23 protein-coding genes and 1 pseudogene are annotated in these 25,453 nt (G+C 47.2%); 13 read left to right on the top strand and 11 right to left on the bottom strand.

Translation table 11 applies throughout. The annotated features are described in order from the left end of the window. The first annotated feature begins 177 nt into the window (after window positions 1-177). On the top strand, window positions 178-1,206 hold the full coding sequence (locus R7E29_RS06020) for a hypothetical protein (protein WP_213906694.1): 1,029 nt from the start codon (window positions 178-180) through the stop codon (window positions 1,204-1,206). 79 nt (window positions 1,207-1,285) lie between these two features. Here the strand turns inward: R7E29_RS06020 and R7E29_RS06015 are convergent, their stop codons facing one another. Continuing rightward, window positions 1,286-1,612, bottom strand: a complete 327-nt coding sequence (locus R7E29_RS06015) for a DUF4156 domain-containing protein (RefSeq protein ID WP_025767966.1) — start codon at window positions 1,610-1,612, stop codon at window positions 1,286-1,288. Between the two features lie 225 nt (window positions 1,613-1,837). On the opposite strand from R7E29_RS06015, the gene R7E29_RS06010 reads away from it, so the two are divergent. Then, entirely contained in the window at window positions 1,838-2,545 is a 708-nt protein-coding gene (locus tag R7E29_RS06010) for a biotin/lipoate A/B protein ligase family protein (RefSeq protein ID WP_213906695.1), read from the top strand. 63 nt (window positions 2,546-2,608) lie between these two features. Here R7E29_RS06010 and R7E29_RS06005 read toward each other — a convergent pair. Continuing rightward, a pseudogene (locus tag R7E29_RS06005) lies at window positions 2,609-2,686 on the bottom strand (VOC family protein); the annotation flags it as partial. Between the two features lie 148 nt (window positions 2,687-2,834). Between R7E29_RS06005 and R7E29_RS06000 the strand changes: the two are divergent. After that, entirely contained in the window at window positions 2,835-4,403 is a 1,569-nt protein-coding gene (locus R7E29_RS06000; protein ID WP_115386517.1) for a DEAD/DEAH box helicase, read from the top strand. A gap of 106 nt (window positions 4,404-4,509) precedes the next feature. Here the strand turns inward: R7E29_RS06000 and R7E29_RS05995 are convergent, their stop codons facing one another. After that, window positions 4,510-7,389, bottom strand: a complete 2,880-nt coding sequence (locus R7E29_RS05995) for an amylo-alpha-1,6-glucosidase (protein WP_213906696.1) — start codon at window positions 7,387-7,389, stop codon at window positions 4,510-4,512. A gap of 220 nt (window positions 7,390-7,609) precedes the next feature. Here R7E29_RS05995 and R7E29_RS05990 point away from each other — a divergent pair, with 220 nt between their 5' ends. Continuing rightward, on the top strand, window positions 7,610-8,521 hold the full coding sequence (locus tag R7E29_RS05990) for a LysR family transcriptional regulator (RefSeq protein ID WP_069494270.1): 912 nt from the start codon (window positions 7,610-7,612) through the stop codon (window positions 8,519-8,521). Here the strand turns inward: R7E29_RS05990 and R7E29_RS05985 are convergent. Then, window positions 8,474-9,409: a LysR family transcriptional regulator gene (locus tag R7E29_RS05985; RefSeq protein ID WP_213906697.1), complete on the bottom strand. Its 936-nt coding sequence runs from the start codon at window positions 9,407-9,409 to the stop codon at window positions 8,474-8,476. The genes R7E29_RS05990 and R7E29_RS05985 overlap by 48 nt on opposite strands. A 198-nt stretch (window positions 9,410-9,607) precedes the next feature. Between R7E29_RS05985 and grxB the strand changes: the two genes are divergently transcribed. After that, a complete protein-coding gene (gene grxB / locus R7E29_RS05980; RefSeq protein ID WP_137282799.1) occupies window positions 9,608-10,237 on the top strand; it encodes a glutaredoxin 2 in 630 nt (209 codons plus the stop codon). 10 nt (window positions 10,238-10,247) lie between these two features. Further along, window positions 10,248-11,372, top strand: coding sequence for an alkene reductase (locus tag R7E29_RS05975; protein WP_047008063.1), 1,125 nt, complete (start codon window positions 10,248-10,250; stop codon window positions 11,370-11,372). Between the two features lie 83 nt (window positions 11,373-11,455). On the opposite strand, the gene R7E29_RS05970 is transcribed toward R7E29_RS05975, so the two are convergent. The 3 genes from R7E29_RS05970 to R7E29_RS05960 are packed head-to-tail and all read right to left on the bottom strand — an operon-like array spanning window position 11,456 to window position 13,833. Next, entirely contained in the window at window positions 11,456-12,514 is a 1,059-nt protein-coding gene (locus R7E29_RS05970; protein ID WP_017633585.1) for a zinc-binding dehydrogenase, read from the bottom strand. Window positions 12,515-12,518: 4 nt separating this feature from the next. After that, complete coding sequence (locus tag R7E29_RS05965; RefSeq protein ID WP_064376198.1) at window positions 12,519-13,031, bottom strand: 2,4'-dihydroxyacetophenone dioxygenase family protein; 513 nt, start codon at window positions 13,029-13,031, stop codon at window positions 12,519-12,521. 40 nt (window positions 13,032-13,071) lie between these two features. Beyond that, window positions 13,072-13,833: an SDR family NAD(P)-dependent oxidoreductase gene (locus R7E29_RS05960; protein WP_179001530.1), complete on the bottom strand. Its 762-nt coding sequence runs from the start codon at window positions 13,831-13,833 to the stop codon at window positions 13,072-13,074. Window positions 13,834-13,964: 131 nt separating this feature from the next. Between R7E29_RS05960 and R7E29_RS05955 the strand changes: the two genes are divergently transcribed. After that, window positions 13,965-14,987 (top strand): AraC family transcriptional regulator, encoded by a 1,023-nt coding sequence (locus R7E29_RS05955; RefSeq protein WP_213906698.1) that lies wholly within the window; start codon window positions 13,965-13,967, stop codon window positions 14,985-14,987. A gap of 20 nt (window positions 14,988-15,007) precedes the next feature. Here the strand turns inward: R7E29_RS05955 and R7E29_RS05950 are convergent, their stop codons facing one another. Further along, window positions 15,008-16,441: a PLP-dependent aminotransferase family protein gene (locus tag R7E29_RS05950; protein WP_080996812.1), complete on the bottom strand. Its 1,434-nt coding sequence runs from the start codon at window positions 16,439-16,441 to the stop codon at window positions 15,008-15,010. A gap of 271 nt (window positions 16,442-16,712) precedes the next feature. Between R7E29_RS05950 and doeA the strand changes: the two genes are divergently transcribed. The 6 genes from doeA to R7E29_RS05920 all read left to right on the top strand — a co-directional run bounded on the left by doeA (window position 16,713) and on the right by R7E29_RS05920 (window position 23,380). Further along, entirely contained in the window at window positions 16,713-17,900 is a 1,188-nt protein-coding gene (doeA, locus tag R7E29_RS05945; protein ID WP_005373780.1) for an ectoine hydrolase DoeA, read from the top strand. 54 nt (window positions 17,901-17,954) lie between these two features. Continuing rightward, on the top strand, window positions 17,955-18,962 hold the full coding sequence (gene doeB, locus R7E29_RS05940) for a N(2)-acetyl-L-2,4-diaminobutanoate deacetylase DoeB (RefSeq protein WP_017819818.1): 1,008 nt from the start codon (window positions 17,955-17,957) through the stop codon (window positions 18,960-18,962). A gap of 123 nt (window positions 18,963-19,085) precedes the next feature. Then, a complete protein-coding gene (locus R7E29_RS05935) occupies window positions 19,086-19,565 on the top strand; it encodes an Lrp/AsnC family transcriptional regulator (protein ID WP_005387046.1) in 480 nt (159 codons plus the stop codon). A 155-nt stretch (window positions 19,566-19,720) separates the two neighbouring features. Then, entirely contained in the window at window positions 19,721-21,241 is a 1,521-nt protein-coding gene (locus R7E29_RS05930) for an NAD-dependent succinate-semialdehyde dehydrogenase (RefSeq protein WP_213906699.1), read from the top strand. A gap of 41 nt (window positions 21,242-21,282) precedes the next feature. Beyond that, window positions 21,283-22,686: an aspartate aminotransferase family protein gene (locus R7E29_RS05925; RefSeq protein WP_054576152.1), complete on the top strand. Its 1,404-nt coding sequence runs from the start codon at window positions 21,283-21,285 to the stop codon at window positions 22,684-22,686. A gap of 172 nt (window positions 22,687-22,858) precedes the next feature. Next, window positions 22,859-23,380 (top strand): DUF2058 domain-containing protein, encoded by a 522-nt coding sequence (locus tag R7E29_RS05920; protein ID WP_054574550.1) that lies wholly within the window; start codon window positions 22,859-22,861, stop codon window positions 23,378-23,380. Between the two features lie 93 nt (window positions 23,381-23,473). On the opposite strand, the gene R7E29_RS05915 is transcribed toward R7E29_RS05920, so the two are convergent. From R7E29_RS05915 to R7E29_RS05905, 3 genes are all read right to left on the bottom strand, one after another. Beyond that, window positions 23,474-24,088, bottom strand: coding sequence for a LysE family translocator (locus tag R7E29_RS05915; protein ID WP_017633575.1), 615 nt, complete (start codon window positions 24,086-24,088; stop codon window positions 23,474-23,476). A 77-nt stretch (window positions 24,089-24,165) separates the two neighbouring features. Further along, window positions 24,166-24,558: a ribosome recycling factor family protein gene (locus R7E29_RS05910; RefSeq protein WP_017819813.1), complete on the bottom strand. Its 393-nt coding sequence runs from the start codon at window positions 24,556-24,558 to the stop codon at window positions 24,166-24,168. A gap of 19 nt (window positions 24,559-24,577) precedes the next feature. Further along, a complete protein-coding gene (locus tag R7E29_RS05905; protein WP_005373812.1) occupies window positions 24,578-25,447 on the bottom strand; it encodes a LysR family transcriptional regulator in 870 nt (289 codons plus the stop codon). Between the last annotated feature and the right edge of the window lie 6 nt (window positions 25,448-25,453).

The following is a 25,453-nucleotide window of genomic DNA, read 5'->3' as shown; positions in this document are numbered from 1 at the left end:
CTCTCAATTTCAGACACTTTATCAATCGTGGCTTAGCGGTTGATAAACGACTAAAAAAGCATCTGTGGGCATACCCACTACGAAGGGTTGACCAGAACCATTCTGAATGTCGCGAGCCAATCTTTTGATTGGCAATTACGTCAGTGAATCGCACCAAATGACAGAGGGGTTATCAGGATGAATACTCGAATCACGACAGGACTTGTCACCATCGGCTGGTCCGTTACACTTTCACTTTTTACCGCATTCGCCGCATATGCCAATACGTCGCCAAACTGTAGTGACGTATTAGCGGGCAACACAACCGCCGCATCGCAAAAAATGATGGTTTTATTGGGCGAAGACATCACCAAATCCAACCGTATCACTACGGTGATTCCTGCCGAAAACAATCCATTTGTGACCGAAGAACTGGTTTCGGTTTCTAACGACGTATCGCCAAACGGTCGTCTTTCACAAAAGAGTTTGGACGAGATTCGGAAAGTCCGCTCAAATCTAGAGAAAGCAGCACAGGAAGTAAGCCGATTACAGGGCACTTTTGAAGTGGCTTTCATCAGTTTGATTGATGGTTACTGCCAATTCTCTAATCATAAACGTACTCAACATGCCAAAATCGACTTTGACCATTTGGAAGGCCTCACTTTGTATTCAATCCCCGCTTTAATAGCAATGGTCGATCAGTCGTACTCCATGGCAAAGAATCGAATCGCTAATGAGCAGAAACAGTTAAGCGACATTGAAAAAGAGAAACAGAGGCAGAAACAACAAGCAACTGCGGCAGCAGCCGCTCGTTACCAAGACGGTAACGTACTCGTAAGAGTCGAGAACTTTGATGGCGCTAATGTGACATTTTCCGTTACTAACATTGGTTCACAAGGATCATTGCAACCAAATTTCAACTCGTTTAATGCATATCGCACAGAAAGTGGAGAATTAATCTACAAGTCAGAATCTTTACTACACCTGGCGGATACTGCCGGTAACACACTTGAAACAATGGGTATCGCTGAGCTCTCATCACAAGGTGGAAGTGACATATCGATCTCTCCTGGAGAAACCCGAAAATTCGTTACTAGCATTGCTTCAGAAGTCGCGCCACATACGCAGTTGAGCTTAGAGTTTCCAGCCAAAGTGCTTAATACCGAGCGAGACTTTACATTGTCGTTCTCTGATACATCAGCGGTGGCGACAGCAAACGTCAATTAACGCAAAGTCGCCAGTATTTGTAGAACGCATCAAAGACAGGCGAGCAGCGCCTGTCTTTCAATTATGAGCAAGAAAATCGCTACTGTTTGCACTTGTAAGCATTTGCAAACATCGTCACTGACGTAGAAAAGCTCAACGGTTGATACAAGTACAAGGTATCTGCGCCTAAATCCGCCGCCTTGATGCGCATTTGGTTTAGCGTCCCCCAAACCATGTCTTTATCTGCGTGAAGCCAGTAGTCGTAAAAGTGTCCTTCTGAGCCGATCACGGTACCCATTAGTTCACAGTTTTCAATCGCATTCACATTGTCCCAAAGCACCTGTACTTGCTCAGATTCTTGAGTTGGGAACGTCACACATCCCGTTAATGATGCCGCTAACGCGAGAGTCATCACTCGCTTTTTCATACTTATATCGCCAAAATTTTTCATAGATGGCAGATTTTATGAATGGCTGATGTGATGACTAGCAAAAACTTTTTATCGCGTGTTCAAGCAGAATTAATGGACAACGGAAAAGACTCAAAAGGTGATCATGCAGCTAGCGAGCAAAAACCTAATAATCACAGACCTAGCAATAAAGCTGTATCTGAGATACAACAGTAATGATTAAATAGCCGCGAGGGATAGAGTTTGGTTGCTAAAAATAAGCTAATTCGCTATACAGCTACGGAAGTCGCTGATGCATTTGACAAAGAAGATGAGCTCATTAAACAAGTTCAGTCCAACCAACTCTCGCAAGTGCTATTGCTTTGGCAAGTAAAAAACCCAACGCTCGTGCTTCCCGCGGGTAAGAAATGGCCAGTGTCTAATGAGTTAGAACATGCGTTAAATACGTCTGGCTGGAAGCTCTTTTCTCGTAAAACCGGTGGTGCCCCAGTCCCTCAGGTGCCAGGTATTATCAATCTATCCCACATTTACCACTGGCCAGAAGGCGAGCCTTACAGCATCAAAAAAGCGTATCTCGATTTATGTGCGATATTAACGGTTTTCTTTAAACAGCTCGGCGTGAAAGTGGATGTTCATGCTACGCCTTATTCCTACTGCGATGGCGAGTACAACCTCAACATTGGCGGGCAAAAAGTCGTGGGAACCGCGCAGCGCGTTTTACTGAAAAAAGGCGGTGGGCAAGTGGTGTTATCACAAGCATGCATTCTGATTGATGCCGACGTCGAGAAGATTGTCGAACCAGTACGAATGTGTAATCAGTTTTGTGGTCATGACGATGATATTCGTGGTGATGTCCACACACCACTCTTCTATCATATATCCGACCGCCCGTCGGTAGATTCACTCTTTCAGCAATTGACGAGTGCGTTTTTAACGCATGCAAAAAGCTGAGTAATGAAAGGAGCAAGCCTCCCCCACACTCCGAACAGCATTTGATAAACTAAAACTGCATACCGTGATAGCGATGTAAGAATGGGCATCGCCAACGTAAAACCATTCAATCGCTCGACCAAACCAGTTATCAGTTTTGCCTGCCCAAAAGAAATGAGATCCAGTTCAAATATTTCTCCATGACGGAATTAGTTGAAGCCTGCGCGTAAAAGCTTCAGAATGTCGCACTTTTCGCACCGATTTATTTTCGGCGCGTTTTTATCTAACTCTACAATTGAGAATCATACATATGGGTTTTACCTCGTTAGGTCTATCTGCTCCAATCCTTAAAGCTATTCAAGAGAAAGGCTACGACACCCCTTCGCCAATTCAGGCAAAAGCAATTCCTGCTATTTTGGAAGGGAAAGACGTAATGGCAGCAGCGCAGACTGGTACAGGTAAAACCGCAGGCTTTACGCTACCGATTCTTGAGCGTTTATCGAACGGCCCTCGCGTTCGTGCTAACCAAGTTCGTGCACTTATCCTGACGCCAACGCGTGAACTGGCGGCTCAGGTGCAAGAAAACGTGTTTATGTACGGCCGTCATCTTCCACTAAGCAGTGCGGTTGTTTTTGGTGGTGTGAAGATCAACCCGCAAATGCTGCGTCTTCGCAAAGGTGCGGATGTGTTGGTTGCGACACCAGGCCGCCTGATGGATTTGTACAACCAAAATGCAGTGAAGTTCGACCAACTAGAAGTTCTGGTACTGGATGAAGCAGACCGCATGTTGGATATGGGCTTTATCCGTGACATTCGTAAGATCCTAGCTCTGCTACCAAAACAACGTCAGAACCTACTGTTCTCGGCGACTTTCTCGGATGAGATCCGCGATCTTGCGAAAGGCTTGGTGAACAACCCAGTTGAGATTTCAGTGAATCCGGCAAACTCGACAGCGAGAACGGTTGAGCAAAGCATCTACCCAGCAGACGTTAAGAAGAAAGCACCGATGTTGGTTAAATTGATCAAAGACGGCGATTGGAAGCAAGTGCTGGTGTTTACGAAAACGAAACACGGCGCAAACCGTCTGGCGAAGTTCCTGATCGAACAAAATCTACCGGCTGCTGCCATCCACGGCAACAAGAGCCAAGGCGCGCGTACCAAAGCACTGGCGGATTTTAAATCGGGTGAAATTCGTGTGTTGGTCGCGACGGACATTGCTGCGCGCGGTATCGATATTCCGCAATTACCGCAAGTGGTGAACTTTGAGCTACCGAAAGTGGCAGAAGACTACGTTCACCGTATTGGTCGTACTGGCCGCGCGGGCGAAGTAGGTAAAGCGATTTCACTGGTGTGTGCGCTAGAAGCATCTGAGTTGTTTGCGATTGAACGTTTGATTCAAGAAGTACTACCACGTAAAGAGTTGGAAGGTTTTGCGCCAACCAATGTGGTGCCAGAATCTAAACTGGATACGCGCCCAATCAAACCGAAAAAACCTAAGAAGCCGAAAAAACCAAAAGCGCCAAATGCTGCAAGTGAAAATGCCCCAGCAGCCGAAAAGAAAGCAGGCAATGGTGCAAACAAACCTAAACGTCGCTTCAACGGTGGTAGCAACGGCAACAAAAACAGCACCAACCAAGGCGGTGCAGGCAAGCCTAAAGGCAACCGTGAAGGCCAAAGTCGTGCAAACAGTAAACCAGATGACCGCAAACCTAACGGCAACAAGCCAAATGGTAATAAACCGAATGGTAATAAACCAAACGGTAATAAGAGTGGCAACGCTGGTAAACCGTCTGGTAACCGCAAGCCAAACAATGCTAAGCCTGCAGGAAACAAACCGTCAGGTCAGCGCCGTAAGCCTCGTCCGCAAGCTGCAAACTAACCTGTAAACGGCCCCCGATAGCAAATACAACAAAGCCGCTGATAATCTCAGCGGCTTTGTCTTTCTTAGAACACAGTTTTCTAGAACACTGCTTTGTTAAAACAGCCTACATTAAAGGTGTGATTCGAATATCTGCGATTTGCGCTTCGTTCTTTTCACCCTCAATACCACCTGCGTAGATGTAGGTTTCATTCGATTTGAGGTAACTCATATTGAAGTGGTCCTTCAGCGCGACCTGATAGGTTTTTCCCTGCTCCAACGTCACCTCAATTGGCGTTGAGTAACGCATACCTTGGTTTTCACCAATATGGCCCATCTGCAAGTAACCTTGACCAACCACTTTACCTGCATCATCCAATACCTCTAACAATTTCACGGTGTTCGTGATGCCAGTATTAAGTTGCCCTAGGTTATTGTTGTACCAAGCATCGAACTGGTAAGTGCCCGTTACAGGGGCTGTAAACGACTCTGCACCTTTTACGATGCCACTGTCTTTACTCACCGTAACCACTGAGACATTGTCTTTGAGTGGCTGATATTCGCCATCAAGTTTGATGCGGATCTCTTCACCGACACAAACAGGTTGGCTTGGGTTAGAACGGAAGCCTTTATCGTTAATGCTTTCAGCCAAATAACAAGCAAAACCTGTTGGCGTATCGGAATAAGATTGAGCAATCACGTTCTTTTGAATCAGCTCGCCATTGCGATACAAGTTCACGTTGTACTTACTCGTCACGTCAATCGAAACCGAATTATCAACGCTTTTTACCACCAATGTTGGCTCTTGCGGAGAATAAACGCGACTATCTTCACTTGCGTACGGTTTCACACCAGAAACTAAAGTAATGCTGCTATCTACATTCACAAGCGCGCCCAATGTCACGTGGAAATGCCCCTCATCGTCCATCGTGACATTTTCAACTGGGTAGTAACCTGTGTCATCTTTGCTTACTTCAGGCAAGTCAATCGTTACCGAGTAGTTCTTTCCTTTGAAGGCAAAGTTTTCCAACGTGATTTGTTCAGACTGAGCCAACAAGTTATTGCGCACCCAACTTGTGATAAACGGCTTCACTTCCAACTTGCCCGTTTCGGTATGGATGCCGAATAGGGTCTCTACCACCATGTTCAAGTAGCCACCCACAGACCAAAGCTGACGCTGAGAGTTAATAACTGGGCCATCCATGCTTGGATCTTCACCATGATCACTATGGATGATGAATGACTTACCAGAAAGCCACTCTAAGTTTTCCATGTTGGATAAATTAGTTGCCGTACCACGAACCAACGATTGAATGGCATTGTTCGCTGCTGCCACATTTTGTGTTTGATGCGCGGCGCGCAAGCTGTACGCGGTAACAAATGGCCAAATTGCGCGATTATGGTACACAGGCACGTCCGGTTGTTGAGGGAAGTAAACCGGCACGCCAAACTCACTGTGTGGGTAATTGGCCATGATTTGTTTCGCCTGCGCATCACTTGCCACGCCACTGATGATCGCCAACGCTTCGCCCAACATGTCGTATTTGTCGACCGCGATGTCTTTGCCATTGTCAAACAAATAGCTTACGTACATACCGCGTTCGGCATTCCAAAACTGCTCGTTGATAGCGGTTTTTAACTGCTCAGCCCAATCGGTGTATTTGACCGCGTTGGTTGAATCGTACTTCTCTGCCAACTTAGCCGCGAGCTGAATCGCGCGGTAGTGAGCCACGTTTGTCGATAACGCTTTGCTGCTCCCAATCGTATTGACATCGTTTGGCGTCCACGTTGAATACGTTTGCTCACGCCAATCGAGGAATGATTGCTCACCAGTGTATAAACCGGATTTCGCATCAAAAGCCGCCAGGCGATCGGCTTCAAGTGTATTGCTGATCGCTTTGTAAGCGCGCTCAGAAAATTGGTTGTACTCTTCCCCATCTAATGCCGAAAGTAAGCGTTCAGCACCAAGCGCCCAAGTCGTGCGGTCGGTACTGATTGGCCAACTGCCGCCAGTGCCCGTGTCTTGCACAATCTGCTCGCCATCGTATTGCTGATCGGTCGTGTCGCGGAAAGCAGACAATTTGAAATTCAAACCATTTTGCACGCGAGTTGGATTCATCAATGCAAGCGAAAGGTCTGCTGCGTACGCCAAATCACGCGTCCATACATAATGCCACTTCGCGCCCGTCTCAAAAACTTCCGCTTTGATTGGGTTGTTGTAGTTGTAATTGCCGTCTTTGATTTCAGAAACGGCAAGCTGGTCTAGCTCTTTCATCGTCAACGCAAACAACGCATCAAACGCGACATCGCCCGACACCACTCGCGGCCCTGTTTGTTCATTAATCACTAAGCCTTGGTCGAGCGCATCACGCAATTCTGTCGTCGTTGAAATACCAAATTCACGCAGCTCAGCTTTAGGATCTTTCACCGAGAAAATCACGGTATCACTCGAGTCATCGTAATTGGCGAACAGTTTCACTTCTTTATTCTGATGCCCTTCATGCACCATTGCAGGGTCGAGAATCGCATCAGAGTAGTATTTTTCCGCTTCTTCTTGCGTTGCTTTCGTCACAGTCATTGTCGCACGACTTTCATCGGCAAAGCTCACAGAAAACTTGTAATACCCTTTGTCTTCAAACGTGATCTCAGAGTTGCAATCATCGTTCATACACGCTTCATTCGTGTCTGGTTTTGGTAGGTACTCCTGAGCTTTATCGAACGCCGCGGGCTCCTCAAAATAGGTGTATTGGATCTGCCAACCCGGATCAGCAATCTTGAACTGATTGCTACCTCGAGCGACGCGCAGTACGGTTTCGTACTCGTTATTACCCAAATAGTTTAGCTTGACATGCTCTGCCGTGCCCCAATCCCCATTTAAACCACGTAAATATAAGTCGGCTGAAATAATTGGTTTGTCGACCGGCACAGGCGCATCAGAAGAATCTGATCCACATCCAGCAAGACCAATACAAGACGCGACAGCAAGCGCAATAAAACTCGGTTTCATGTTCATCCCTTAGATTGTTGTTTTGGCGACAGTCTAAAGAACACCTTTTTGAGGGGAAAATAGGAAGTCAGGAGCGAGCTATAGATAACATCTATACGTCAGACTCCAACAGTGATGTAGATCTATGAAATGCGCATAATTTCAATCAAATGAGATTACAGATTTGTGATTTATAAATGAAATTGTGCAAAATACCCCTCATTCTTAGAGGGGAAAGAAAATGGACAAATCTCTGCAGCAATTTTTACTGGTTGCACGCTGCCAAAGCATCAGCGCTGCGGCAAGAATGGCAGGGTTAAGCCAGCCAACGGTAACAAGCAATTTAAAGAAGCTGGAAGAGAATCTCGGCGTGACGCTGTTTGAACGTCACCCTAATGGCATGGTGTTGACCGAATACGGACGCATCCTCTATCGCCATAGCAACGCGATGCAGCATGAATACAACCAAATGATGCAAAGCATTGATGAACGGAAACAATACCAAGTCGGAAAAATTAAAATGGGTACTGGCGATGCGTGGTGGCCGCTGTTCGTCAAACAAGCACTCAATGAACATCTGACCAAGCAGCCTTCGGCATCTACGCACGTCGAATTTGGCAACCACTTAGGCTTGATGGATTCATTAATCAACGAACAGATTGAATTCTTCATCGGCCACGAGATTGTCGGTTTGTCGTCTAAATGCGATGTTACGTTTATTCCGCTATTTCAAACGGTTGATGCCTATTTTGTTTCCCCAAACCACCCACTGCTAGGGAAAACCGTCACCGAAGATATGCTGCACGAATACCCCGCTCTTTCGGTCACTTATGACGCTAAGAAATTCGCTCACGTCATCGATAACCCAATCCCGAAGCAAAATGAACGCGAAAGGCAGCAACTGGATGACAGACCGACTTACGAAGTGGATTCTCTGCTCGCCAGTATTGATGTACTGAAAGAAAGCGTCGCGGTGATGTCTTATACCGGCCACCTCAAACCGTATTTGGAATCCTTTGGCTTACGATGCTTAACCATGGAAAACGAACCAAACCCTGGCACCGTCGGGATTTATCGCCACCGCCGAGAAACCTCTGAATCGCATCTAGATCTGATTGCTGGCATCACTCAGCGCGCTAAATTGCTCAACTAGAAAGTCCAAAAACAGGCGAACTCTTTTCGGTTGATATTGGCGGCTTTGATAAATGACATGTAGATCCGCTTCAGCGCCTTGCGAAAAGGCGCTGAAGTTTTTCATATACCCATCCAAAACCGTTACTAAACGTTGTTTTTTGAGGTCTTGCTGAATATCTAAAATCGATTTCAATGCAATCCCCGCACCGTCCAACGCCCATTGTCGAATCACTTCACCATCATCAGAAAATCGCTTTGGCGTGACCGTGATCGTTTGGTGAGACTCTTCATCTTTAAAGTGCCACGTTTTTAATTCTTCATTGCTGCGCACCATCGCTAAGCAGCGATGATCCGCGAGATCTTGTGGGCAGTTTGGGACACCTTGCTTCGACAAATAATCAGGTGACGCACACAGCACACGTTGACTCGATGCCAGCTTGCGCGAGATGAGATTACTGTCCGCTAACTCACCGTAACGAATCACTAAATCGAGCCCCGATTCAGCCAAGTTCGATAAATTGTCATTAAGATAAAGATAAGGCGTCACATCCGGATATTGCTCAGAAAAAGCCGACACCATCGGCGAAATAATTTGTTTGCCAATATCTCGTGGAGCTGAAATTTTCAACGTTCCGCGCACTTCCGAAATACCCGTTTGCAGTAAGTTTTCCGTCTCTTTCACGCTATCAATGATGTTCAGACAAGCTTGATGGTACATTGCCCCTGCGTCCGTGAGTGATACGTGGCGTGTGCTTCGGTTGAGCAGCTTTACGCCATAGCGTTCTTCTATCGCTTGCAGCCTTGCCGTTACCGTCGCCGGAGACAAACCTAACTCCCTTCCCGCCGCTGCCAGACCTTGATGTTTAACGATGGCGACAAACAACGTCATATCCGAAAACTTATCCACCTTCGCGCCCTTATTATTTGGAAAAACTGAATAATCAATTCAGATATAACCCAATTATCAAATTAAGTCGAATCCATATACTGACCCTATCGACATTGTTTAGACCCAGAACGTTATGTGACAGGGCAAAGTTAAACGCCGTAACGCTGTTCAACGCACAACAACACGCCCTGCCCAGCCAAGAGATAGGAAACAAAAATGAAACTGTACATTTATGAACATTGCCCCTTTAGCGCCCGCGTCCGTTTTGTTGCAGGCATGCTGAATATTCAGCTCGATGTCATCAACATTGCTTATGACGACGAGAGCACCACCACAAACCTCATCGGCGCAAAACAAGTTCCTCTTTTGATCAAAGACGATGGTGAAGCCATGGCGGAAAGCTTAGACATCATCAACTACTTCCTTGAATTGGCATCTTCCAATGAAAGCAGCCAACCCTCAGCACCGGTTTTAGACTGGCAAAAACAAGCGTTTTTACCGCTACAAAAAGTCGGGTATCCGCGTTGGTCAAACATGACGTTACCGGAATTTGCAACAGAAACCGCTAAACAAGCATGGCGTGCAAAAAAAGAAACCGAAGCGTTAAATTTTGAAGCCTTGATTAACGATACACCTGCGATTGCGAAAGAAGTCGCCGCTTTGATAGAACAAACCAAACCCTTGCTCAACCTAAGTTCAGAAAAGCAAACGTCACTGGTTGATCAGGCCATTATGTTCTCCATTCTACGCGGTTTTTTCAGTGCGCCCGAAGTGCAATGGGATCCAGCCGTACTTCACTGGATGGCAACCGCTCGTAAAGCGACCAACGTGCCAGTACTTATCTGAGGAGCGCAACATGAAACAAAGAACAAATAAGCTGTTTGAACCAGCTCAACTGAAAGCGTTGTCACTACAAAACCGTATTGTCATGGCACCAATGACTCGCGCACGCACCACTCAGCCGGGCAACATCCCAAATGAGATGATGGCAACGTATTATCAACAGCGCGCTTCTGCCGGGCTGATCATTTCCGAAGCCACGCAAATTTCGGACGATTCTCAAGGCTATTCGTTCACCCCTGGCGTTTACACCGATGCGCAAGTGGCGGGCTGGCAGGGTGTGACCCAAGCGGTCAAATCACAAGGCTCAGCGATGTTTTGTCAGCTATGGCATGTGGGCAGAGTGTCTCACCCAACATTCCAAAATGGTGAACAGCCTATCGCACCATCTGCGCTCGCTCCGGTAGAGACGCAAGTTTGGATTGCAGATGAACAAGGCAACGGCAATATGGTCGATTGTGTTGAGCCTCGCGCCATGACACAAGCGGATATCAACCGAGTTGTCGGTGATTTCGCGAACGCAGCCAAACGCGCCATTGAATCGGGTTTTGATGGTGTAGAAATCCACGGCGGGAATGGGTATCTGATCGATCAGTTCTTAAGGACCAACTCAAACCATCGAATAGACAACTACGGCGGTTCACGAGAAAATCGTATCCGTTTTCTTATCGAAGTAGTGGATGCAGTTATCGCCGCTATTGGTGCGCATCGAGTTGGGGTGAGATTGGCACCATTCATTACGTTTAAAGATATGGACTGCCCAGATATCGTGCAAACGATCTTAGAGGCATCAAAACAGCTACAGGAGCGCGACATTGCCTACTTGCACTTGTCCGAGGCCGATTGGGCCGATGCACCAACGATTCCTGAGACGTTTCGAATCGAACTTAGAAAGCGCTTTCGCAACGCTATTATTGTTGCCGGTCGCTACGATCCTCAACGAGCAAACGAAGTATTAGAGAAAGGCTACGCGGATCTTGTCGCATTCGGACGGCCATTCGTAGCAAACCCAGACTTAGTCTCTCGCTTGCAACATCACCATCCGTTGGCAGAACTCGATGGCTCAACGTTGTTTGGCGGAAACGAACGAGGCTACACCGATTACCCTGCTCTGCAACAGGAATACGCAGAACAGGCCTAACAAAAAAAGCCCCAACCTAGCTGCTACGGTTGGGGCTGTCACCAAACTAAAATTGGTTTTAGCTAGCTTAATCTGGCTAAGAGTTAAATCACTTCTAACGCGCCGCTGCGCCAAGGTTCGATAACGACTTTGATGTGATCATTTGGCGTCATTAACTTTGTAAATGCGTCTTCGACACCATCGATTCCCACTTTGGCGGTGAGCATTTTCTGCCAAGGCAACTTATGTTCGGCAATCGCTTGTAGGCATTGCTCAAACTCGTGCGGTTGGTAGTAGTAAGAGAATCTCAAATCGAGCTCTTTTACCGTCGCGTACGCGTAGTTGATGATTGCAGGTGTAGTATGGATACCCGAGATGACGATTCGCGCTCGGGCAGGAGCACGGCGCAGAAAATCGTCAATCAAGGTATGCTTGCCCACACACTCATAAATGACCAGACGTGAGTTCATCGCGTACTGCTCACCAACGGCGATCTCGTCTTCCTTGGTCGGGTTGATCAATCGATTTGCGCCAAACTCACTAGCAAGTTGCAGTTTCTCTTCCTGAAGATCGACCGCAAGAATATTGCTCACGCTACGTTGTTTCAGTGCAGCAATCACCGCCAGCCCTATAGGGCCGCAACCGACAACCAGCGCGGTTTCTTCCGTTTCGATTTCACTGCGATTGACCGCGTGCAAACCGACCGCCAGCGGCTCGGTTAACGCCGCCGCCTCAGACGGCATTTCGTCTGGGACAGGCAGCAATAACGCTTCATCAAGCAGGAAGTACTCAGAGTAAGCACCATAAGTACCCGGAGTAACACCAACGCCTGCGCCATTTTGACTGAGCAACATCGGCACAGAGGTGACTCGGCTACCAACGGACAACGTTTGCTGCGTACCGGCACCGTATTCGACAATTTCCGCACAGAACTCGTGCCCTAACATCACTTGAGCGTGCTCACCGGATTCATCAGGTATCAACCCGAGCTGGTGGAATACATCAAATACCTCATCCGCGTGTCGAGTAATGTGAAGGTCGGAGCCACAAATGCCACAGGCAAGGCTGCGAACCAACACTTGTCCTGCTTCGGGTTGAGGGATTTCGACTTGCTGCAGGCGGACTCGGCCATCCTGCATTACAATACTGTTCATCTGTTGCATGGGGTTACTCCGCTAGCTCATCGCTTAGGCCAGCAATCGCACCCGGTTTGATATAGCGCGCAGTGAAGCCTTGCGCTTTGGCAGCGGCAACCACCACTTGCTCAATCCAACCTGCATCCATAATGTTGATGAAGTTACCCTCTTCGTCAAAGTTAATGTTCGCACCTTGGATCACCATAAAGCCATCAGCACCACCCGACTCTTCTGGACAGTGAAAGGTATGAATCGAACCACCTGGCTCATACAAATAACTACCAGCGGTTTGGACTTGGTCTGGGTATTCAATGTAGTGCCAAGCGCCACTCAGTGTATAGAAATGCACCACACCAGTATGGAAGTGCTTAGGTAAAGTCACGCCCGGCTTGAATTTGGCACGAATCACCCAAGTACCGTTTTCTGGATCAAGAAACAATGGGTAAACATCCACACCCGGTAGCGCGTCTTTGATGATCGACTCTTCATTGGTATTAAGAGTTAATAAGAAATCTTGGTGCTGAATAACTTCTGGTAATGACATAACTTACATCCTCGCTATTGCTGTAATGTGGCGTACTCGCCTATCCCATAAGTGGGTACTTAAAATTCTCGAAACCGTCAGATGCGCTGATGGTACAACCGTTGATACAGTTGGCTTTCTCGCTGACCAGAAACGCCACCACATCAGCAATCTCTTCTGGTTGTGTGAAGTTTTGACGCATCTGTTCTTTGCGGATGTGGTCCCACAGGCCAACCTCTTCGTATTGCCTTAACATCGGAGTATCAACGCGTCCCGGAGCGACAGCGCAAACACGAATACCCAATGGTGCGAGTTCTAATGCGGCGCATTTGGTCATCATATCGACTGCGGCTTTACTGACGTTGTAGGTAAAGGTCATCTCAGACGCCATTCGTGCGTAAACAGAAGAAGTATTGAGGATCACGCCCGGCGTGCCTTGCGCTTGGAATTGTCTTCCAGAGGCAAGAATGCCGTAGTAGACACCATTTTGGTTGACCTTTGAGATCGGCTCAAAATCGGCAATTGGGTCGTGGTCAAGCAGAGGTTTCGGCGCGCCAATGCCTGCGTTGTTGACCATGATGTCAAGCGAGCCAAACTGTTCGACCGCGCACTTCACCATAGCTTCAACTTGTTGGTAATCGGTGACGTCCGCGACAAAGGTTCCCAACTGCTTTGGGTCAAAACTTGTGTACATTTGCAGTGATTGTTCCGAAATATCGACAGCAAGCACTTTGGCTCCTTGCTCTCTCAGCTTTGCAATGATGGCTTGGCCAATTCCACCAGCCGCCCCAGTCACAATGGCCGTTTTATTGATAAGTTCCATACTGCTTCTCATCCATGCGTTGTTGTTATCAAAATGTAACTTAAATCAACTCACTGACACTCACTTGACCTTTTGCGAAGTAAATTTGATATATTGCGATTTACAACTTGTTAACATTTAAAAATCGAGACATGCATATCGTAAGAAGTGGCGCCGCCGATAAATTTGATAGCTTGGTTTCCGAACTAGGGCAGAATCCGGTTGAGATTATGGCTGCTGTCGGGCTGTCTACGGCGCAATTTCGCGATCCCGATACTTATCTCGCTTATTCAAGGTTGGCTGAATTGCTGGAGGAAGCAGCTGCTCGTTGTAAGCAACCGTTGTTTGGCGCGTTACTCGCCGAGCGCCAAAACCTGCAAAGTTTGGGTGATTTGCCGATGCTGGTTTCTCGCGCGGAAACGGTCGGTGACGCCTTGGTGCGGGTGAATGATTTCCTCTATCTGCATTCATCAGGTGTAACTCTCAACACGACTCCACAAGATGATTGGGTACGGTTGTCGCTCAGTATTGATGTGCACAGCGAACGCGGTATCGCGCAGTTGATGCAGTTGAGTGTGTCGCATCTGGCGATGTTTATTGCCAGTCTGCTTGATATTGAAGCGAGCCATTTCTCTTTACACCTGACCCAACACGCAAGCTTCGAGGCAGAACAGAGCGAATTTGCCCAGCAGAACAAACTGCGTTTTGGTGATAAGTTTGACGGTATCCTACTTAAAGCGAGTCTACTTAACGCTAAGAACCACCAAGATGAAGACGCACTAGAGCGCCACTTTCAACAGCACCTCAAAGAGCTGCAAACCCGTTACCCAAACAATCTCAGTGACCAAGCGGCAAACATGATTGGTCGTTTGCTATCGACTGGAGAATGCAGCGTGGAGCGTGTCGCCAGAGCATTGGATTTACACCCGAGAATGCTGCAAAGCAAGCTAAAGCAGCAGGGCACGAGTTATCGACAGCTATTGCAGCAAGTGCGTCAGGATTTCGCCGAGCAGCGTTTAAGTGAGAATATTCAGAGTATTACCGATATCGCGTTGCAACTGGGCTATGCAGAAACTGCGGTCTTCAGCCGCCACTTTCGTCGCTGGACGGGAAAATCGCCAAGGCAATGGCGACAAGAAAAAACTCAGTTACAAACGTTTAAGCCCATCAGTTAAAAGCATAAATAACCTATCGTTCAAACCAAAAAGTGTGAGGTGGGAGGGTTGGTATCGAGAATTTCAGCAATCACAGATAACCCGTGTTTGATGTAGCCTCGGTTTGTTTCTGCTCCCAAGCTGATTCGCACGTAAGGCATTGGCTGATTTGTATCGAGAACAAACGGTTTATATCCCGTGATCTGCACCCCTGAACGCTTTGCCGAAGCAACCAGGTCATCGCTATTCCACTGCTCGGGTAGTCTCAACCAAATGTGCTGTCCATTCGGGTGCGAGCTATAAACATGCCCTTCTAAAGCGGCTTTTGCTATTCGTTGTCGCTTAGCAAACTCATTGACTTGAAAGCGAATAAGTCGATTTAACGTACCGTTCTCGATCCACAAATGAGCAACTTCAAATGGTAATGGAGTCGCAGACCAACTCGTTGCGGCTAAACGACCAATCGCGTGCTGCAAAAAATGACGTGGGACCGTCAGATAGCCAGTGCGCATGCCTGGCGCTACAACTTTGGTTAAACTGGTTACATAGAAAGCTTGTTCGGGTAACAATGTGGCAAGGGGTGGGACACGGTTAGGTTCTAGTGCTCCATACACGTCATCTTCAATTACATAGATGTCGTATTGCTGCGCAATATTCGCTATCGCCTCTCGGCGTGCAAGATCCATATGCGCACTAGTCGGGTTAGCCATGCTAGGTGTGCAACACAATACCTTGATTGGTTTGTGTTTACATGCCCATTCAAATGCATCCGGCGTTATACCAAACTCATCCATTTCAAGTGGTTGCAACTTAAATCCAAGCATTCTCGAGCGAGAGATCAAGCCATGATCAACCAAGTGACCACAAGCAACTAAATCACCGTGTTCAACAACTGTGCTTAAAGCCAACGTTAAACCATGGCATGCCCCATTTGTGAGTAATATTTGATCGGCACCCACATCCAGCCCTTGGCTACTTAGAAATCGTGCTCCTGACTCAATATGATGAGGCTGACCTGTTACCGGCTTTGCTTTACTGATCAAACCACGATTGTTTGTTTGCCCAGCAATCTCCATTAACGCCTGATTAAAAAGCGTAATGTGGCGATCGGTCACCACTGGATGTGCAATCGACATATCAATTTCATCCGGCGTTTCTTTCATCTCTTGTGTCAGCATGAACTCCGTGTCCGTACTTTCATCCACAAAACCTGATTTGACAAAAGTACCATTCCCAACCCAAGACTCGATCGCCCCTTTTTTCTCTGCATAACCATATGCATGGCTCACCGTTTGTACGCTGACGCCAATTTGTTCTGCAAACTCACGATGTGTGGGTAATCGAGTCCCCGGTTTTAGATAACCACTGCGGACACATTCGACAAGATAGTTACCAATGGAGATGTATTTAGCGGTGCCTGGCCGAATGATCGGGTTCAAAGAAATTGTCATGACACAATATTTTAATTGATTCATTTTTAATGCTCATTGTAACTTCCATTTAACAAATGGCGAACTTTAACTCACAAAACGAGGTGAAATGCACAAAAATAAACCACAATTGTAATGATTGACATGAAATGTATGGGTTAAACAAACATGTTAAACAGCATCGTTTAATCCAAATACAACCCCAGAGGTAAATTGCAATCATTTTTAACGCAGATCTGGCTAGCTGGTAGAAGGTAGAAATACCTCAGCGTCTCCGAAGGCCCATAAGGCGTCGGATTTCTAACAAGGAGAAAATATGAGAGGCGTTGCTTTGCATTTTACACTGGATGAGTTCCAGGATCGGTTAACGAAAGTTCGGCAATCGATGGAAGAAAGAGAATTGGATGTCCTTATCATTCATGACCCTTCTAACATGGCGTGGCTGACAGGCTATGATGGGTGGTCTTTTTACGTGCCACAATGTGTCGTTGTTGGTCCATCTGATGAGCCAGTTTGGTTTGGACGCTGCCAAGATGCCAACGGAGCATACAGGACTGCGTATATGTCGGCAGAAAACATCACCTACTATCCAGACCATTATGTAATGAATCCGCCGCTACACCCGATGGATTTCCTGGTCGAAGCCGTACTGGCTCCGCGCCTTTGGGATCGTGGTCGTATCGGTGTAGAAAAAGATAACTATTACTTTAGCGCCACCGCTTACGAATCACTCACTACGCACCTACCGAATGCTCAACTTCTCGATGCAACTGGACTAGTCAACTGGTGCCGCGCCGTTAAATCCGATCAAGAACTGGCGTACATGTACCGTGCCGCTCGCATTGTTGAAAATATGCACCGCGTCGCGTTCGACATGATTGAACCAGGATTACCGAAACACCACCTTGTTGCCGAGATTAACCGCCAAGCCGTGCTCGGGCATGAAGACCACTTTGGCGATTACACCGCGATTGTGCCGCTTTTGCCATCAGGTTCTGATGCTTCCGCACCTCACCTGACTTGGGATGACAGACCCTTCAAGAAAGGCGAAGGGACGTTTTTTGAAATCGCAGGGGCGCACCGCCGTTACCATTGCCCACTCTCACGCACTATTTTTCTTGGCGAGCCTGACGACAAGTTCAAACGAGCCGACGAAGCCCTAACTTTAGGACTTGAAGCAGGCCTAAAAGTGGCAAAGCCCGGAAATACCTGCGCCGACATCGCCAATGCACTAAACCAGGTTCTCGATAAAGCGGGATTCTCACGCGAAGGCGCCCGTTGTGGCTATCCAATAGGTTTGAGCTACCCGCCAGATTGGGGGGAACGAACCATGAGTTTGCGAGACACCGATAAAACCATCTTGAGAGAAGGCATGACATTCCATTTTATGCCGGGACTGTGGTTCAAAGATTGGGGGTTAGAAACAACGGAAAGTATCGTCATTACCCATGATGGAGCAAAAACGCTGTGTGACTTTCCACGCCACTTATTTGTTAAACACTAATTTTTCAAACCTCAAGCTCTGTTGAGCTAGATCTGAGAACTAAAAGGACTTGATATGCAAAAAAGCTCGATCACAGCCACCATAGACTTTGACCGAGAAGGTGTACAGCACGGCTTTTTAACGCTGCCCTATTCACATGACGACTCCGCTTGGGGCAGTATTATGATACCTATCACCGTGATCAAAAATGGTCACGGACCAACCGCACTGCTTACTGGCGGTAATCACGGAGACGAATACGAAGGCATCACCAGCCTGCTAAAATTGACGAACTCGCTTCAGGCAGATCAAATCCAAGGTCGTGTCATTATTGTACCCATGATGAACTTACCTGCGGTACAAAATGCCTCACGTACGTCGTTTATCGATAAAGGGAATTTAAATCGCAGCTTTCCCGGCAACCCCATAGGCACAGTGACCGAGAAAATTGCGGATTATTTTACTCGTTACCTAGTTCCTAAGTGCGATTTTGCGTTAGACATTCACTCAGGTGGTAAAACGTTAGATATCGTGCCGTTCGCCGCTGCCCATCGTCTCGACAATCTCGATCAAGAAGAAGCCTGCATATTAGGTGCAAAACTGTTTGGCGCACCTTACACCATGATCTTGCTCGAAATGGACGCCACCAGCCTGTATGACACTGCCGTGGAGTCTCAGGGAAAAATCTTTGTTACCACCGAACTAAGAGGAGGCGGAACCAGCACTCCAGAAACCATCGCTTGTTCCGACCGTGGCATTCGCAACTTCTTGCGCTTCTCAGGCAACTTGCCCGGTGACTACGAACAACCAACCCAACCAACTAAGTTATTAGATATGCCTGATGCAAGTTGTTATGTGCAAAGCCAGCACCACGGCATCACAGAATACTTATTTGATCTTGGCGATACCGTCAAAAAGGGAGATGTATTAGTGAGAATCTTCTCGACCGAGCGCACAGGTACCGCCCCCGTTGAGTACAAGTCACAGCGCAATGGTATTTTCGCGGCACGTCGTTTTCCTGCTATGGTGAATATCGGTGACACTATCGCAGTTATAGCCGAAGACTGCGGCGAGATAGGCTGATTGAAAAGCCAACTAAAGAAATCAAAACAAATGGCATACTAGAAGCAAACTGGAAAGCACCTTATAACAGCGACCAGTCATCAGCCTTTATGAAATGATTAGTATTCAACAGGGAGACTCATAATGCGCCTCGATCGCTACGACGTAAAAATTCTACAAATACTTCATGATAATGGTCGTATCACCAAATCTCACCTTGCCGAGGCCATCAACCTATCCGTGAGCCCTTGCTGGGAGCGCGTCAAAAAACTGGAAGAAGCAGGCATCATTGAAGGTTACGGAGCAAAAGTAAATACCGATATTTTGTTCAAACGAACGTCGGTTATGGTTGAAGTTACGCTCAAAGAACACAACGCCCAAGCGTTCAAACGCTTCGAGCAACTGGTTCAACATTCACCAGAAGTCACTGATTGCTATGCCACGGGCGGTGGTATCGATTACATCCTTAAAATTCAGTCAGAAGATATCGACCAATATCAGCGGCTTATCGACAACTGGTTAGACTCGGATGTGGGCATTGAGCGCTACTTTACTTACATTGTGACAAAAACAATCAAACGTGATGCGGGCACATTCGAAGTAAACCAAAACGCTTTGTTATAAAAGGGAAAATGCGTATCAGGCGTGAACAGAAAAAACACCATATTTAACTGCACTAAAAAGAAAGTTCTGACGTTTTAAACCTCGGTATCAGAAATTATTTCGGTCACTTCTCCATTACAGTTTCATTATGGACAACGATGCTGGGAGAAGGACTCATGGCAGCACTGCACAGCTTACACACTGAAGAATTAAAAGCCTCACACGACATGATGGCGATAATGAAAGACGTACGTTTGGTGAGAGGTTTAGCGTACGTGAATGGCAAATGGGTAAGTGGTGATCAATTTCATCCGGTGGATAATCCAGCAGATGGCACGGTCATCGGTTACATCACTAAGCTATCTCAGCAACAACTCTATCAAGCGATTGATGAAGCCGACCAAGCCTTTTGTCAATGGCGAAAAATGCAAGCAGAAGAGCGCGCTGAAATTCTCATGCGTTGGCACGACCTGATTCTAGAATCAAAGCAAGACCTTGCTCATTTGATGGTGATGGAGCAAGGAAAAACACTAGGTGATGCTGTAGGTGAGATTGACTACGGCGCATCCTTTGTTCGTTGGTTTGCCGAAGAAGCACGCCGCTGTTATGGCGAAACCATCCCAAGTCATATTCCGAATGCGCAGCTATCAACGGTGCGCGAGCCAATTGGTGTCGCAGCACTGATTACGCCATGGAACTTTCCTAATGCCATGATCACACGCAAAGCCGCTGCCGCACTAGCAATAGGCTGTCCGGTGCTCATTAAGCCCGCCAGTGAAACGCCTTTTTCTGCATTAGCGTTGGCAGAGTTAGCAGACCGAGCTGGCTTTCCACCTGGTGTCTTTAACGTGATCACTGGCGATGCGGTGATGGTGTCACAAGCCTTGTGTCACTCCGATAAAGTCAAAGCGCTCTCGTTCACAGGCTCAACTCGAGTAGGCAAACTATTGCTACGCGACGCGGCACAAACCGTGAAGAAGTGCAGTATGGAGCTCGGTGGTAACGCCCCTTTCATCGTGCTGCCAGATATGGATGTCGAGCAAGCAGCCAAAGCCGCCGTGGATGCGAAGTTTCAAACCGCAGGACAAGACTGCTTGGCCGCAAACCGTATTTTCGTCCCTGACGATAAGTACGAAGCGTTTTTGGAAGCGTTTGCCAAAGAAATGAGCCACATCGTTTTGGGCAATGGCTTAGACGAAAAAACCACCATGGGACCGCTTATTAATCGCACTGCGGTGGATAAAGCGCATGATTTGGTGCGTGACGCGCTCGACAAAGGCGCGCGATTGGTAGCGGGATACCACCAGCCCGTACCAGGCGAAAACTTCTTCGCGCCGACATTGCTAGCCGATGTAACCTCTGAAATGGCGGTGTATCGCGAAGAGAATTTTTGTCCTGTGGCAGGCGTATTGCCTTACCAAGACTTAGATACCGTGATTGAAATGAGCAACGACACTGAGTACGGCTTAGCTGCCTATGTTTATGGTCACGATATTCACCAAATTTGGCACTGCATGCGCGGTTTGGAGTTTGGCATGGTGAGCGTGAACTCCGTCAAAATGACAGGGCACCCTATCCCATTCGGCGGCGTGAAACAGTCTGGTCTTGGACGAGAAGGAAGCCGTCACGGATTTGAAGAATACAGCGAAATCAAATACTGCTGCTTAGGCGCTTTACCAACCGTCAGTGGCAGTTGAGGCACGAAATATGGATATCCAATTATTCGAGGAGAAGGATCATGAGTAACAAAACCCAACAACTTTTAGAGATCGATCGTCAGAGAGTATTTCATGCCTCAACCCACCTGAAGCAGTATGCGGCCGGGGAGCTTCCGGGAAGAATTATCTCGAGCGGAAGCGGAATACGCATCACCGATTCAGAAGGCATCGAGCTGATAGACGGCTTTGCCGGGTTGTATTGTGTAAACATTGGCTATGGCAGGACCGAAATGGCCGATGCGATTTATGAGCAAGCCAAAGAACTGGCGTACTACCACACTTACGTCGGTCATACGAACGAAGCGCTCGTGACACTGTCAGATCGCATCATCAAAATGGCGCCTGAAGGCATGAGCAAAGTTTACTACGGCATGTCAGGCAGCGACGCGAACGAAACTCAACTTAAGTTGGTGTGGTATTACAACAATGCTCGTGGTCTACCAGAGAAGAAAAAAATCATTTCGCGTGACCGCGGCTACCATGGTTCAAGTATCGCGTCCGGTTCAATGACAGGTTTACCGTTGTTCCACGCCCATTTTGATTTACCACTTGAGCGTATCAAACACACCATCGCGCCATATTATTATCGCCGTGAAGACGAGAGTATGTCTGAGCTTGAATTCTCTCAATATTGCGCAGATCAACTCGAAGCGATGATCTTGGAAGAAGGCCCAGAAACGGTAGCAGCAATGATTGCGGAACCAGTGCTCGGTACTGGCGGTATTGTGCCACCACCAGCAGGGTACTGGCAGGCGATTCGCAAAGTACTCGACAAATACGATGTACTCTTGATTGCGGATGAAGTGGTGTGTGGCTTTGGTCGCCTCGGCTCCGATTTTGGCTCACTCCACTACGACATGAAACCAGATCTCATCACGGTAGCGAAAGGGTTAACCTCAGCGTATCAACCGCTGTCTGGCGTGATCGCCGGTGAACGAGTTTGGAGTGTGCTAGAAAACGGCACCGACCAATGGGGTGCTATCGGACACGGTTATACCTACTCTGGTCACCCAATGGGAGCGGCAGCCGCGAACTGCAACCTCGATATCATTGAACGTGAAGGCCTGGTGCAAAACGCAGCCGAAGTCGGCGCTTACTTGCAGCAACGCATGGCGGAGACGTTTAACGATCATCCATTGGTCGGTGATACTCGTGGCGTTGGCTTGTTGCATGCGTTGGAGTTTTCTTCAGACAAGCTCCGCCGTGCACACTTTGATCCAAACTTGAAAGTAGGCCCGCAAATCGCGGCGGCCTGTTTAGAGCAAGGCTTAATCGCTCGCGCCATGCCACATGGTGACATCCTCGGATTTGCTCCACCGCTTATCGCGAACCGTAACGATATAGACACCATTGTCGACAAAGCGCATCAAGCGGTAAACAAAGTGATGGATAACCTCGTCACATCTAAACAGTGGCAACCATAACCCACCTAGATTTCAGTAATGCTCGCGGGCTTTGGAGAAGGCCCGCTTTGCACTTTCCATTAAAGAGATAACAAGCCAACCAAACATTTTAGACCCATAGAAAGCACTATTATTTACTACAAGTGGCAATAGTGGGTAAAATGCCCAAAATTGCGCACTAACTGGATAAAACATGGCAAAACTTACCCTTCAAGAACAAATGCTGAAAGCTGGCTTAGTTAATGAAAAGAAACTAAAGAAAGCGAAGAAAGGCTCTAAAAAATCACGCGTTCAAGCACGCGAAGTAAAAGCGGCGGTTGAAGAGAATAAACGCCAACAGTTAGAGCGTGATAAACAATTGAGCGAGCAACAAAATGCTGAGCGATTAAATAAAGAGATCAAAGCGCAGATCAATCAATTGATTGAGATGAACAAGATCGACTTAAAAGATGGCGACATCAAATACAACTTCACTCACGGTACGCTAGTGAAATCACTTTATGTAGATTCACTTATCCGCGAGCAGTTGATCAAAGGTATTTTGGCAATCGCAATTGTTGGTGAAAGCTATGTTGTCATTCCACGTGGAGTAGCGAATAAAATTACTCAACGTGATGAGTCCGTAATCATCGAACAAAAAGAACCTGAATCGGACATTCCAGCAGAAGACGATCCATACGCAGATTTCGTCGTGCCTGACGATTTGATGTGGTAACAATAAATTAATCGATACATCAACGAAAAGAGCCGCTAATGTAACATCAGCGGCTTTTTTTATAGAAAAATAATCTACAGAGATGATGTTTTGTTATTGCTTACTTAGAAGCAAATTCGCACCTGATGCAGCTAAAAACAACGAACATCCGCGATTGAAACGTTTCGCCATTTTTGGATTTGAAAACCAGTGTCTCAAGTACAAACCAAAGATGGCATAGATTGAAATGGCGACCATTTCTAATATCAAAAACGTCGAGCCAAGGGCAAAAAACTGCTCTTGAACGTTGGCATTGGCATCAACAAATTGCGGCAAGAATGCAGTAAAAATAAGAATCGCTTTCGGGTTGCCAGCAGCGAGCGTAAATTCTTGTTTCGCCAGTCCTGCGTAGTTGCGCGAATTGTCCAAGTCAGAGATCGGGCTGGACTCTGAGCGCCAAAGGTTGAACGCAATCCATAGTAGATACAGCGCCCCTACCAACTTTATTGCCAAAAATAGCATTTCTGACGTATACAAAATCACAGCCAGACCTGATGCAGACAACGCAATCATCGCTGAAAAAGCAGCAATTCTGCCTAAACTGGCCGTAAACGCGGCCCTAAAGCCGTAACAACGCGCATTATTCATTGCCAATAAATTGTTTGGGCCAGGAGCCATATTGAGAGCAAAGCAAGCAGGAATAAAAAGGAGAAGCTGCCAAATATCCATAATAAAATGGTCTTAGTGAGTGATTTTGATCGGTACCCTAACATCTGTTAATAAAGTGAGTAAACCACAAACCGATCTTAAAGCAACTCAGCATCAAATCGTGCCGTGCGAGCTTGAACTAACGTGCAGTTCGTTTCAGCCATCAGCTCCGCTAAGGTGATGTTTGGGTTTTGTCTCACCAAACGTATCAACTTCACGTCCAAAGGTTCCAATTTGTCTTGGTGAGCAAGTAGAGCTTGTTCGATCTTGTTGATCGCAAATCGCATCGTCTCTGCTTCTTCGTTTTTTAGATGCTCTAAAAACGCTTTTACATCCAAAGCCTCGCCTGAGATTTGCCAGTGACGAGATCGTCTAATTCTCTTAAGATCGCACTGTTTTTCTGCTGCGAGTGTTTTCGCTCGCTTGGCATGGTCACCCCCAATACGGTGAATCAAGGATGGGAGCGAAATCGTAATCTTCGTTTCTTTCATGGCTTTTTCTTTCATCGCCTTAGCCCTCAACCACCGACACATTCTCGCCAACCCAAGCCAACAACTGTTTTGCCGCTTTGGACAACACCTGATTTTGACGCACGATGTAGCCGAAATCAGTGTTTGGAAAACTTGGCAAAGGCGTAACTTCACGAGAAAGCTTTAATCTCGGATCGAGCGAGAAATCCGGCACAATAGCAGTCCCAAATCCCGCTTCCGCCCAGTCGATTTGTGCTTCCACACTGCCCACTTCCATCACGCGATGCTTAGGCAGATTTAGCTCAGGTAAAGACGCATCAATCAGCTCTCGGGTTCGAGTATCGTGCCCTAGTAGAATCAGCGTCTGGCTCTCTTTTCGATTGTCTTGCCACTCAAAAATGTTATCGCCAAACGCACACCAGTGAATTTGCGTGAGAGGCGTAAAATGCAGCGGTTGACTCTCTTTTTGTGCGATAACAAAGCCGATATCGGCACGCGCACTTTTCACCAAATCCACCGCTTGAGAAGATGTGGTGTTGAACAATGCCAAGTCGATCCCCGGATATTCACTTTTGAATTGCTGAAATGGTTTGATAAGCAGTAAACGTGAAACAATATCGCTCGCCGCAATAGAAAGCGTCCCCTGCGTAAGATCGTTGATGGCATTGAGATCTGACTGACAAATTTGCAGCTCATTGAGCATCCGCTGCGCAGTAGCTAACAAACGCTTCCCCGCTTGCGTCAACTGCACGGGATTTCGCTCAATCAATTTCGTGCGCGTGGCTTGCTCCAACTGCTTGATATGCAAACTTACGTTCGGCTGCGTCATGTGCAGTTCCGTCGCTGTTTTACCAAAGTGTTTTACCTCTGCAAGAGTTACGAAGGTTCGCAGCCAGTTCAAATCTAACATTGCCAA

This window comes from Vibrio sp. Vb1729, from assembly GCF_033338655.1.
In the GTDB taxonomy this organism is placed as follows: Bacteria; Pseudomonadota; Gammaproteobacteria; order Enterobacterales; family Vibrionaceae; genus Vibrio; species Vibrio alginolyticus.
Note: the sequence above shows the minus strand (reverse complement) of the source record. Positions and strands in the feature narration are given on the sequence as shown.